Genomic DNA, 11,727 nt, shown 5'->3' on the forward strand with positions numbered 1-11,727 from the left:
AGCTACCCCGCGGGCGGGATCCGGTAGACGGAGACATGCGAACGCGACTCGGCGGTGAATTCGGCGCCGGCCCAGTCCGCATGCCTGGTCTCCAGTTCGAATCCGGCCAGCTGGGCCATGAGGTCGAGTTCGGCAGGCCAGACGTAGCGATGAGGGCTGCGGAACAACCGCGCCTGCTGGGTTTCATCGAAGCGGAAGTGGTGCGATACGACGTGCTGGTGGAGCACGTCGTAGGTGTCCAGCCCGATATAGCCGGGTTCGGACTGCCAGACGGTGGCCGTCTGGCCCGGCGGGAGCTTGCGCAACTCGGGTACCCAGAGTTCGACCACGAACCGGCCACCAGGTGTGAGGTGGCGGGCCGCGTTGCGGAAGCACTGCACCTGCTCGTCCTGGGTGAGCAGGTTGGAGATCGTGTTGTAGACGAGGTAGACGAGGGTGTACTTCCCAGGAGCGACGGTGCTGGCCATGTCACCAACGATCACCGGGATAGTCGCTTCATCGGCCTTGGTTCGCAGTTGCTCCACCATCGGGAGCGACAGCTCGATGCCGGTGACAGGGACTCCTCGCTCCGCGAGCGGAACGGCTATGCGGCCGGTCCCGATGGCAAACTCAAGCGCTTCTCCGCCCCCTGCGAGCTGGGCGAGACGGTCCACGGCCGGTTCCAGGACCTCGGGTGCGAACATTCCGGAACCGGGCGTGTCATAACGCTGGGCGGTATCGGCGTCCCAGATCTCCTCCTGCTGCATTCCGTCAACGCTCGCCGCTGGCCCGTGCGATGTCCAGCGAGTTATTCCAGGGACGTGATGAACAACGTCACGTCCTTGACGCCACTGTCCAGGTCCACCTTGGGCCGCCGCCCCATCCCCTTGGCCATGGCCACAACCCTGCTCAGCATCTGATCGGGTCGCGTCACGCACTCTCAAAGCGGCTCGGACCATAAAGAACAAGCTGATGCCCCAGCCGTAGATCGCTATATGCCTTGCTCGCGGCCGTCTGCCGCTGGAGGAAAACCAGGTGGGCTCGGCGCACCGTCTGGGTAGAGTCGGGCAATGCCCGAGTTGCAGCGACTGCATGCCGGCCATGCCCCGGCGGTCCTGGCCTTCGAGCTGGCGAACCGTGCCTACTTCGCTGCCTCGGTCCCCGACCGCGGCGACGACTTCTTCGACCAGTTCACCGACCGGTACAACGCTTTGTTGGCTGAGCAGGAGGCTGGCATCTGCGCCTTCCACGTGCTCGTCGCCGAGGACGGCTCGGTACTCGGCAGGTTCAACCTGGTCGACATCGAAGACCACACTGCGGAACTCGGATACCGGGTCGCGCAGGACGTCGCCGGCCGAGGCGTGGCGACCGCAACCGTCCGGGAGCTGTGCCAACTGGCGGCGGCCCAGTACCGGTTGCGCACGCTGCGAGCGGCCACCGTCCGCCAGAACGCGGCGTCCCAAAGGGTGCTGACCAAAGCTGGGTTCGTCCCTGTCGGCCCCGCTGACCCGGCCCACCTCGGCGGTGAGCCGGGCACTTGGTATCAGCGTGACCTGGTGCACGCGATCTCGCCGGTGGACCGGCTGCGGGAAGGCCGCGGCCACCGTTGATCATCGGTGTGTGAAGACCAACGATCACGCGGTGGCCGCGGGTCACGGCGTAGATCCTGCCCGCTGGCAGGAGGCGTTCGAGGCCGTCATGTCCCGGACAGCGAGCCGGCTCGCTCGGGTCGAGCCCCGGCGCCGGGTGAAGTACTTCGTGCTGGGGCTGTTGTCGGACCTGCCGCGCAAGAACTGCTGGACGATCGCGGAGTGGGCCGGGGAGAATCACTGGTTCACGCGCGACCGTGCTCCACGACCTGGAGTCGGCCTCCTGTCGCAGGACACCGCCCAAGGTCACGGCAGGCGGATGTTGTCGTACCTGGTGTTCGGCTCCCCGTTGGCGTACACGCGTGGGGAGGTGAACACCCCGACCAGCTCCTCACCGACAATCGTTCTGCGGGGAAGGCTCAGCCCGTAGTGCTCGCCCATCAGCCGGTACACGTCCTGGATGTCCGGGACATGCAGCCTCCACTTGTCCGACTCGTCGGGCGAGTCAGGGTTCGGGGTGACGCTGCCGAGTCCGATCTCGGCGGTCATCCGCTGGGTGAGGGGATGGTCCGCCCTGATCGCCTCGTGAACCTCGCCGTCGAAGTAACTCCAGTCCAGCTTTCCGTCCACGGTCACACCGATGACGGGTGGATCCATGGTGGTGTCCATGATGGTCAGCCATGTGCGGCCCTCCCACAAGTGCTTCACGAGGTCAGGGCGCTGCATGTAGAAGCCGTCGTCGCCCCCGCACAGGGCGAAGGCCCACCCCGCGTGCTCGCCCAACCTGGCCCAGTCCGGGACGTTGCTGGAGCGGTCCAACGCCGTGTTGAACACGTCAGGAGACATGATGCCGAGGCCGGGATCCGCCCCCCGCATCGCCGCCAGCTCCTCGACGTTCACGCCTTTGACCATCTCCAGGTAGAAGCCCCAGGAGGCGAGGTCTTGTTGTATCCACTCGAATCCCTCATCGCTCATGGCCGCAAGTGTGGCAGCGGCGTCCGACAGCCTGGCCCGGGACCGTGATCTGTGTCGCGCGACGCCATGCCGACTGCCGTGTCGTGAGAGCTGATGTCCTGCGCCGGACACCCATCGGCGGTTCCGTGACACTGACCATGCCGGATCCCGCCCGCCGGCCAAGTTCGTGCCGACCGTCCGCAGCGCCGCCCGAACGACTCACCCACACGGGCCCCTTCGCGGGCGAGTTGAAGTGCTGAACCACTGTCGTGCCGCGTCGTGCAGACCGCAGACGTGGACAACACGACTGGCGCCACGGCGGCGACCACCGCGGTGACGACCGGCACCGCGGCGGGCGCATGGTGCGGGCCGCGGGTGACACCCCTTGCGAAGAAACAGCCGGCCAGGAAGAAGAGCGCGGGCCGGTGGCCTCGCAGCGGCTGAGGTCAGGGGCCCGCGCACTGCCCCGGTGCGGTCCGTCGGCACGCGGATGGGGCTGGGATGACGGGAGGCCGCGGAGGCGGAAGCGTCCAGCCCGCGGGCTCAACGACTGGCCTGCGATCCTGCCGTGGTGGGGCAAGCACCGCCGAGGACGACCTGAAGGCGGGCCAACGAGATCCTGAGGGCCGGGGCGGATTTCCTCGCGGCTGACAAGAACACTCAGACGACCGTCTTGGGTATGTGGCTGAAGCCGTCCGCGACAGCGAGCCGCTGCCCACTTGGGAACGTGATCAACTCCAGGGCGTACCGTGGAGCGGACGCCACGGACCGTTGCCCGGCGTCACCATCCGTACCGGCGGTGGAGCGCTCGGGTCCCCAGCAGGCTGGTTACCCGTGCCCGGGGCCTGCGCGAGTCCGTTGGCCCACAGCTGGTCGACACGCGCGCGTTCGGTGGCGTTCGGGTAGCGGTTGGTGCAGGACGGGCCGGGGCCGCCGCCCGACATCAGCTCACTGCACGGCCCGACAAGGCACTCCCGTTTCCCGGTGACGTGTCGTGATCAAAAGCGGACGGCGGTGCCAGTGGTTTTCCATTTCGGCTGAGGCCGCCAAGGCGACGGGCGGGGCAGGGAGGGTCTTTTCAGCCCACTGGGCTTGGCGCTGCTGATCGGTGAGTGTGCGATGAAGGCGAGCGGAACGCGGCACGACCTTGCCACCGGCCTCGGCTGCCGCGTCAACCATCACCTTGCTCGACGTCCAGATGCATCGGACCCCGAAGAACGGGGCTGGGCCGGTACGGCGGCGGGTCGGCGACCAGCCTGGGGCGGACGAGTCGGCGTACCAGTTCGGTCAGCGCGATCTGGGTTTCCCGCCGGGCCAGCGCGCCGCCGAAGCACGAGTGGATGCCGCTGCCGAACCCCAGGTGCTGGTTGTCACGCCGATCCGGGTCGAAGCGGTCGGGATCGTGGAAGCGCTTCGGATCGCGACTGCCCGAGGCCAGCATGAGCATGATCTGCGAGCCCTTCGGGATGACGGTGTCGGCTACGGTGATGTCGCTGTACGCCGCCCGCCAGGGAATGATGTGCACGGAGGGCTCGTAGCGCAGCAGCTCCTCGACCAGCGGCGCGACGAGGTCGGGTTCGTGGCGCAGCCGCTCAAGCACCTGCGGGTGGCGCAGCAGCGTCAGCATGCCGTTGGCGATGAGGTTGACGACGGTCTCATGGCCGGCGATGAGCAGCAGTTTGGCGGTGGCGACGATTTCTTCGTCGGTCATCCGGCCGTCGGGCCCGTCATCGTTGGCCAGCCGGGCCAACAGATCGTCGCCCGGCCGGCCGTGGCGCTGTTCCACCAGCCCGCCGAGGTTCCGGCGCAAGTCCTTGCGGGCCTGTACGCCCTTGTCCAGCTTCTCCCTCGGGTCGGTCTCGGGGTCGTAGTCGACCGAGTTCATGATGTCGTTCACCCAGACGTGGAACCGCGGTTCCTCCTCGCGTGGAACGCCGAGCAAGTGGCAGGTCACGGTTACAGGGAACGGGCAGGCGAAATCGTCGACGACGTCGATCCGCTCCTTGCCCGCGAAATCGTCGATCAGACTGCCGACGGCGGCGGTCAGGTCGCTTTCCATGCCGGCCACCAACCCCGGGGAGTGCGGGGGGCCGAAGTGGCGCATCGCCATACGCCGCAGGCGATCGTGCTCGGGCGGGTCCCTCTTGATGAACGCCGTCGTGACGCCGTCCTCCAGTGCGGGCATCGGACGCGACAGACTGCGCACGTCGGAGCTCAGGTGCGGGTCATGCAGGATGTCTGTGATCTCGCGATAGGTGCTGATGACGTAGCTGCCGTCCTCCTGAAGAGCCACCGGTGTCTCGCGCAATTCGGCATACAGCGGGTACGGGTCGGCCCGGGCGGAGTAGTCGAAGATCCGTCGCAGCGTGCCGGGCGTCTCGGTCGTGGTCATCCGACCCTCCTCCTACCGATGCTGGTGCACGGCCGTGACGCGGCGCTCACCGGGTCCGGCCGGTGACGACCGCGGTGGCGCCCTGAGCGAGCAGGCTTGGGCCGGGGAGGCCGACGGGTGCCGGGTGTACGTCGGTCGGCTGGTCCGGCGTGGGGCAGCGTGGCGGGAAAGGGGCGGCCGTCTCGATCAACCGCCGGTAGTGGCGCAGCCACTTGGCGTTGTCGAAGCTCACGGCAGCCGTGACGCGGCCCCGATAGCCGTATGCGGCGACGAAACGGTGGTCGTCCAGCGATCCCTGGGTGACGACCACCTCGTCGGCGAAGGTCGGCACGCCGACGGACTTGATGTTGACGCCGAACTGGATCGACCAGAACAGCGGTGTCGACAGGTGTGGCCAGTGGTCCGCCTGGGGGCTGACCATGTTGTGTGCCGCGACCTCGGCCTGCTCCACGGCGTTGGCCCAGTGCTCCAGTGAGATGAGCCGGTATTCGTAGAGGGGGTGGGGGCAACGTGCCACGTCTCCCGCGGCGAAGACGTCGTCGTTGGCTCGGCCGTTGATGTCGAGGGCGTGGCAGCCTGAGTCGCAGGCGATTCCCCACACACCCGCCGCCAGTCCCGACTCCCGTAGCCACTCGGTGTTGCGGATGCTCCCGAGTGCCACTACCGCCACCTCGGCGTCGATCGTGCCGCCGTCGTCGAAGTGAGCACGGCGGAACCGCCCCTGCGCGTCGCCCTCGAGTCGGGTGACCTTGACACCGCACCGCAGGTCGACGCCGTGAGTGCGCTGCAAGTCCGCCGCGACCTCACCGATCACGGCACCTAGCGCCCCGGCCAGCGGGGCCGCTCCGAGTTCGGCGACGGTCACCGGCAGTTCCCGTGCCCGGCAGGCGGAGGCGATTTCGGAGCCGGTGAATCCTGCCCCGACGATCAGAACGCGGGAAGGCCCGGCGGCGAGGGCTCGCCGCAGGCTCTCGGCATGCTCGCGCGTACGCACGACGAACACTCTGTTCAGAGCCGCCTCGGACTCGACGAACCAAGGCCGGGCCCGTACCCCGGTAGCGATCAGTAGCCGGTCGAAGGGAACCTCGCGTCCGTCGGCCAGTCGCACGTGGTTCGTCGCGAGGTCCAGCCCGCTGGCGGGCACGCCCAGCAGCCACTCCGCATCGATGACACGACGGCGGGGCAACGTGGTGTTTCCGGCCGGCACCCACCCGGTCAGTACCTGCTTGGACAGGGGAGGCCGGTCATAGGGCTCGCCCAGCTCGTCACCGATCATGGTCAACGATCCTGTGAAACCCTCGGCGCGCAGAGCCTCCGCAGCCCTCAGTCCCGCCAGCGACGCCCCGACGACCACGATGCGGCCATCGCGCTTGAACGCCCGCAGAGTGTCGGCACTGGTCATGGCGCCGACGCCTCCACCGGGGCGTTCCGTCCTTCCAGCCAGTCGACCAGAATCGCTTGGACCGGGCAGGCCGCCGCGGCGCGTAGCACCAGGCTGCGCTGGGCGTCGTCGGGGTTCGGGTCGTACATCAGCGCCTCCTCACCGTGCATCCGGAAGACCTCCGGAGCCAGGAACGCGCACTGTGCATACCCTTCGCATCGGGAAAGATCTACGACAACTCTCATCCCGGTCTCCACGGGGAGTGCGAACTCCAGACCCTCGAACCGGCACCGCTCCGGCCCGAGACAAGCCGCGAAAGGGCTATTCGATCGCCGCCTACTCCTGCGAAGTGCGAGTGGCACCGCGCTCGCCGGTCCCCATGGAAATGCTTGATCGTCGCAGTTAAGGCGATTCGGTGTTCAGGAATATCTATAGGGCTCATGTTATGGCCCAGAACCCTGACCGCGCGCACATCACACGCAAGAAAGGGCGGCCTGCTGACTGGTGCCTGATCGATCATTTCAGAAGCGCTTGACCAGAAGTGTCGGCTCTTGCGGCTCGCATAGGCTGGCCGGTCTCATCCGACATGAGGCTGTGTGCCAGTTCGAGCAGGCCCTGATGGAGGTCGGCACGTCTTTCGTGACGGATGCGGAGTCGTTCGAACTGGTGAAGCCGGGCGAGGCGCGCTCGACCACCCAGCGGACCGTGCCCGGTCCGGAGCCGTGGGCGGCACCGCGTCGGGCGATCACGGGTTTGATGCCGCGTTTCCACAGCAGGCGTTTCCACAGCAGGCGGCGGTGCTTGCCGAAGTCGTAGCCCCGGTCGGCGTGCAGGCGCCGGGGCTTGCGTCGAGAGCGCCCCCGCAGGCCCCGGATCGGGGGAACCGCGTTCAGCAGGGGCAGGAGCTGGGTGACATCGTGCGGTTGCCGCCGGTGAGCGCGACGGCGAGCGGGGTTCCGTGCCGGTCGACGATCAGATGGTGCGCGGAGCCGGGGCGGCCCCGGTCGACCGGTGAGGGACCGACGTGGTCCCTTCCTTTTGAGCACCTCGATGTGCGAGCCGTCCACGGCACAGTCGTCCCGATCCAGCAGGTCGGCACGACGCGGCTCGCCCCTGTCCGGTGGCGCCGTCAGGCATCGGCCGGGTGCGGCGCGAGCACTCCGCTCCTGCGGATACCGGAGCCGGAACGGACGGCTGCCGTGCTGGACCTGAGGGCCGCGCCACAGGAATCGGTGTCGAAGGCGAAGGCCTCCCGGGGAGAGCACGCCGCCCCGTCGAGGTGCACGAGCAGCCGCAGGCGAAGAAGGCCGCCATCGATCAGCCAGCGGGTCGCGTCGTCGATCTGCTGCCACCAGCGCTCGCGCTCGCCGGCCGGCCGCTCGCGCATGACGGGGGTCCAGCCCGGCTCGTCGTCCGCCGGAAGCCGCAGCCTGTTCAGCAGCGCGCACGCCGAGACGATCCGTGTCATGTTCGCACTGAAGGTGTCCCGACTGGTGTGGATCCCTCGGCCGCCGGACCGACGGTGGGAGCAAACGATCAGCTCTCAGGCCCCGGCAGCAACGCCGAGGCGAAGGTCGCAGTGGCGAGACCTCGGCGGTGACGTCGGCAACCATATGACCGTGCTCGATCGTCCTTCGGTTATGCCACCCTGGAGCCCCGAACCCTCCCCAGCCCGGCCGGCCTGGCCTCACTGCGGCCACACCACCACCCTGGAGGACCCGGTCGGGTGCCGCGGTATCCACGTTCCTGGCCACAGCGCATGCCTCGCCCACCTGGCTGACACCGACCGCGATGCCTACCTGGCCAGCCTGGCTCCCGGCACTGACATCGACCACCGCGGCACCCGTTTCGACGAGTCCCTTCTCCGACTGCTGCTCCAAGCCCTCCGGGACCCCAGAACCGGACACCCTTGCCTAGGCCACACCCGGTTCGAGGCGGCGATCTTCACCGGTAGCGCCCGGTTCGGCTCGGCGACCTTCGAAAGCAATGCCTGGTTCCGGGGCGGCGACCTTCAAGAGCGAGGCCGAATTCGCCTCGGCGGTCTTCAAGAGCGAGGCCGAGTTCGCGTCGGCGACCTTCGAACGCGACGCCCGATTCGACTCGGCGACCTTCGAGAGGGCGTTGAGCCTCGGGCCCCTGGTATGTGCCGAGCGGATCCAGCTGTCTGGAGCAGTGTTCAGCGGCCCGGTGACCCTCTCGTTCGTCGCGCGTCACCTGGAATGCCGGCGGACCCGCTGGTCCTCGACGGCCGAACTGCGTCTGCGTCACGCCACCGTGGACTTCGCCCACGCCGTCTTCGAATATCCCCTCACGATCGCCAGGGAAATGGACCCGTTCGTGCTCCCCAATGGCGAACCGCTGACCGAACAGCCGTTCACCAGCATGCCCGACGCCGCGGTGCGGGTGGCCTCGTTGCGCGGGGTGGACGCCGCACACCTGGTCCTCGCTGCCGTCGACCTGTCGGGGTGCCTGTTCACCGGGACCGTGCACTTGGACCAGGTGCGGCTGGAGGGCGCCTGCTCATTCGACACGGTCCCTCCACCCGGTGGGGTTCACCCGACGTCGCACGCTCGCCGAGGAGCACCATTGGCGGGCGAGGCAACCGGCCGCGGCCCCGGGCTGGAACGCGGCCACGTCCGGCGCCGGGCACGTGGGGCCGACGCAGTTGGCGCCGGTGTACCGGGCGCTACGCAAGGCGTTCGAAGACGGCGCGAACGAGCCCGGAGCGGCGGACTTCTACTACGGCGAAATGGAGATGCGCCGACACGACCGTACCGGTACCACCCGCGCCGAACGGGGTCTGCTGCACGGTTACTGGATGCTGTCCGGCTACGGATTGCGCGCCTCACGGGCGCTGGGCTGGCTCGCCGCCGCCATGCTCGTCACCATCATGCTGCTGATGGGCTTCGGGCTGCCCAGGGATGACCCGAAGCAGGTGGCGACCGGCATCGTGCCGCCCGGCGGCGGAAGGGTGACCTTCGAGATCGGCAAGGAGGATCCGCGCGACCCCACCGGGAACCGGTTCACGGGCGAGCGCTTCGAAAAGGCCTTGAACGTCACCCTCAACTCGGTGATCTTCCGCGCTGCCGACCAGGACCTGACCACCACCGGCACCTACGTCCAGATGACCTCCCGGGTGACTGAGCCCGTCCTCTTGGGTCTGGCGGTCCTCGCCGTCCGCAACCGTGTCAAAGCTGACCCCGATCGCGGCGTGCAGACGTCGAAGTTCCCCTCGGTCCACGCGCTCGACCAACTCCTCGACGGCCTCGACGTCGGCGCGGCTCGTCGGCGTCAGCTGGTACATGGCGCGCGAGGAGTTGGAACGGGCGCGTGGACCGGGGCGCTCTGCCGGTAGGTGCCCGGCGCAGCCCGCAGCGGCTCCTGGACGAAGAGGTGTCCGCCCGTACCCCACTCTTTACGGGTTCAGTCCCGGCCGGGGCTGTCTCCTGCCCGGGGCCAGGGCGCGTGACCGGGGTGGGGCGCGGAGCGTTGCCACGGTCGGTGGACGGCTACCTGGACCTGGACCTGGACCTGGACCTGAACTTGGACCTGGACCTGGACCTGGACCTGGACCTGGACCTTGACGAGATCGAGTTCGCGCCGATGGAGACAGCGGGCGAACGACTGCCGCAGCTCACGCTTCATGAGGCGCATGACCTGCTGAACTGGCTGCGCCGTGTCACGGCCGAGTGCGGGGCCCATGCCCTAATCGCGTTGACGGCCCCCGGCAGGCAGTGCTGGAGTCGGCACGTGGACAGCATCCCCGCCAACCGGCGGTTCTGGAACCAGATCAGCAGCGCCTACCAGAAGGAGCACGACCCGCAAATCGGCGCCACACCCCGGCTGTGGGGCATGTACTCCATCCCCGACGCGCACCTGCACGCCCTGGGCGACGTCACCGGCAAGCGCGTCCTCGAACTCGGCTGCGGCGCCGGCCAGTGGTCCAGGGCGCTCGCCGCCGAGGGCGCCACCGTGGTCGGGCTCGACCTGTCCGAAGCCCAACTCGCCGCAGCGGCCAGCGCGATGGGAGCGGCCCGCTACCCGCTGGTGCAAGGCGCCGCCGAACAACTCCCCTTCGCCGCCGACAGCTTCGACCTGGTGTTCTGTGACTTCGGCGGGCTCAGCTGGGCGCCCCCGCACCTGGCCGTCCCGCAGGCCGCACGCGTCTTGGGCCGAGGCGGGCGCCTGGTGTTCAACGTCGCCAGCCCATGGTTCGAAGCTTGTTACGACGAAGCCGCCAGCCGCGTGACCACGACGCTGCAGCAGGACTACTTCGGGCTGAACACCATCGCCGAAGACGACGGCGCGACCAGCTACCAGCTCACCTACGGCGGCTGGGTCAAGGTCCTGCGCGGCGCGGGTCTCATCATCGACGACCTCATCGAGCCGCGGCCCGAACTCGGAACACCCAACGGCTACAACGAAACCGACCCACCCGACTGGGCACACCGCTGGCCGGCGGAACTGCTCTGGGTAACCCACAAGCCGTAAGTTCCGCCGCGCCGAGACGTGAAGGCATCCCTTCGCCGGGCATGCCTACTGAGCGTGCAGCTGTGTTGTCGTAGGGGCTGACAGGTCGTGATCGTCGCGGTATGCCGTGTGTATGAGGTATCCGCAGGGTGGTGGGTTCACGGCGGAGCGGCGGGCCTTTCGCGAGCGGATTCGTCTGGAGGCGGCCGAGCGGTTCGCCGTCGGAGACGCGAGTTCGCTGATCGCCAAGGCGTTACGGGTCAGCGTGCGTTCCGTGCAGCGCTGGCGCCGGTCCTGGCAGGAGGGCGGCCAGGCTGCCTTGCGCTCCAAGGGGCCGGCGTCGTTGCCCAAGCTCAGCCCGGAGCTGTTCGCCGTGCTGGAGCAGGAGCTCGACAAGGGCGCGGTGGCGCATGGCTGGCCGGATCAGACCTGGACGCTCTCGCGGATCAAGACGCTGATCGGCAGGCGGTTCCACAAGAGCATCACGCTGTCGGGGATCTCCCAGATGCTGCGGCGCAACGGGTGGAGCCACCAGGTGCCCGACCGGCGCGCGCTGGAGCGTCACGAGCAGGCCGTGGCCGGCTGGGTGAAGGAGACCTGGCCGCAGGTGGAAGCACGGCGGCGGCGCTCGATGCCTGGATCGTCTTCGAGGACGAGGCCGGGTTCTCGATGACGCCGCCGACCGCACGCACCTGGGCCCGCCGGGGCCGCACCCCGACGATCCGGGTCCGCGGCCGCTCACGCCGCCGCCCTGGCCTGCTACAAGCCCGGCCATCCGTCCCGGCTGGTCTACCGGCCCCGCGCCGACACCCGGCCCGACGGGCGCAAGAGCTTTGCCTGGACCGACTACCGCGACCTGATCCAGGCCGCTCACCAGCAGCTCGGCGGCCCGATCGTGCTCGTGTGGGACAACTGTGAGACTCATGGGGCGCCGTTCGGAGCCATGGGCCTGACCCGTGGGA

The 11,727-nt window shown here is 68.6% G+C and carries 10 protein-coding genes and 4 pseudogenes; 5 read left to right on the top strand and 9 right to left on the bottom strand.

Going from position 1 to position 11,727, the window contains the following annotated elements; translation table 11 throughout:
- Window positions 1–2 precede the first annotated feature (2 nt).
- Together IE273_RS35485 and IE273_RS44790 are read right to left on the bottom strand one after the other, a co-directional pair.
- On the bottom strand, window positions 3–746 hold the full coding sequence (locus tag IE273_RS35485) for a class I SAM-dependent DNA methyltransferase (protein WP_189819236.1): 744 nt from the start codon (window positions 744–746) through the stop codon (window positions 3–5).
- Window positions 747–787: 41 nt separating this feature from the next.
- Window positions 788–913: a hypothetical protein gene (locus IE273_RS44790; RefSeq protein WP_268257530.1), complete on the bottom strand. Its 126-nt coding sequence runs from the start codon at window positions 911–913 to the stop codon at window positions 788–790.
- Between the two features lie 136 nt (window positions 914–1,049).
- On the opposite strand from IE273_RS44790, the gene IE273_RS35490 reads away from it, so the two are divergent.
- Both IE273_RS35490 and IE273_RS35495 read left to right on the top strand, forming a co-directional pair.
- Window positions 1,050–1,589: a GNAT family N-acetyltransferase gene (locus IE273_RS35490; protein WP_189819237.1), complete on the top strand. Its 540-nt coding sequence runs from the start codon at window positions 1,050–1,052 to the stop codon at window positions 1,587–1,589.
- Window positions 1,590–1,677: 88 nt separating this feature from the next.
- Window positions 1,678–1,803, top strand: a pseudogene (locus IE273_RS35495) (IS701 family transposase); the annotation flags it as partial.
- A 71-nt stretch (window positions 1,804–1,874) separates the two neighbouring features.
- On the opposite strand, the gene IE273_RS35500 reads toward IE273_RS35495, so the two are convergent.
- The 7 genes and pseudogenes from IE273_RS35500 to IE273_RS35530 all read right to left on the bottom strand — a co-directional run bounded on the left by IE273_RS35500 (window position 1,875) and on the right by IE273_RS35530 (window position 7,763).
- Entirely contained in the window at window positions 1,875–2,543 is a 669-nt protein-coding gene (locus IE273_RS35500; protein WP_189819238.1) for a hypothetical protein, read from the bottom strand.
- Window positions 2,544–3,253: 710 nt separating this feature from the next.
- Window positions 3,254–3,514, bottom strand: a pseudogene (locus IE273_RS35505) (snapalysin family zinc-dependent metalloprotease); the annotation flags it as partial.
- A 179-nt stretch (window positions 3,515–3,693) separates the two neighbouring features.
- Window positions 3,694–4,914 carry a cytochrome P450 gene (locus IE273_RS35510; RefSeq protein WP_189819239.1) on the bottom strand — a complete coding sequence of 407 codons (1,221 nt, stop codon included), beginning with the start codon at window positions 4,912–4,914 and terminating at the stop codon, window positions 3,694–3,696.
- A 46-nt stretch (window positions 4,915–4,960) separates the two neighbouring features.
- Window positions 4,961–6,316 carry an NAD(P)/FAD-dependent oxidoreductase gene (locus IE273_RS35515; RefSeq protein WP_189819240.1) on the bottom strand — a complete coding sequence of 452 codons (1,356 nt, stop codon included), beginning with the start codon at window positions 6,314–6,316 and terminating at the stop codon, window positions 4,961–4,963.
- Window positions 6,313–6,540 (bottom strand): ferredoxin, encoded by a 228-nt coding sequence (locus IE273_RS35520; protein WP_189819241.1) that lies wholly within the window; start codon window positions 6,538–6,540, stop codon window positions 6,313–6,315. Before IE273_RS35520 ends, IE273_RS35515 begins: the two co-directional genes overlap by 4 nt.
- A gap of 271 nt (window positions 6,541–6,811) precedes the next feature.
- Window positions 6,812–7,404, bottom strand: a pseudogene (locus IE273_RS35525) (transposase); the annotation flags it as partial.
- 20 nt (window positions 7,405–7,424) lie between these two features.
- Complete coding sequence (locus IE273_RS35530; protein WP_189819255.1) at window positions 7,425–7,763, bottom strand: hypothetical protein; 339 nt, start codon at window positions 7,761–7,763, stop codon at window positions 7,425–7,427.
- A gap of 1,182 nt (window positions 7,764–8,945) precedes the next feature.
- On the opposite strand from IE273_RS35530, the gene IE273_RS45330 reads away from it, so the two are divergent.
- The 3 genes and pseudogenes from IE273_RS45330 to IE273_RS35550 form a co-directional block, all read left to right on the top strand.
- Window positions 8,946–9,650 carry a hypothetical protein gene (locus IE273_RS45330; RefSeq protein WP_373309444.1) on the top strand — a complete coding sequence of 235 codons (705 nt, stop codon included), beginning with the start codon at window positions 8,946–8,948 and terminating at the stop codon, window positions 9,648–9,650.
- A gap of 395 nt (window positions 9,651–10,045) precedes the next feature.
- Entirely contained in the window at window positions 10,046–10,786 is a 741-nt protein-coding gene (locus IE273_RS35545; RefSeq protein ID WP_189819251.1) for a class I SAM-dependent methyltransferase, read from the top strand.
- A 112-nt stretch (window positions 10,787–10,898) separates the two neighbouring features.
- Window positions 10,899–11,727: pseudogene (locus IE273_RS35550) on the top strand (helix-turn-helix domain-containing protein); the annotation flags it as partial.

Origin of the sequence: Streptomyces olivaceoviridis, from assembly GCF_014650115.1 — a bacterium.
Taxonomy (GTDB): Bacteria; Actinomycetota; Actinomycetes; order Streptomycetales; family Streptomycetaceae; genus Streptomyces; species Streptomyces olivaceoviridis.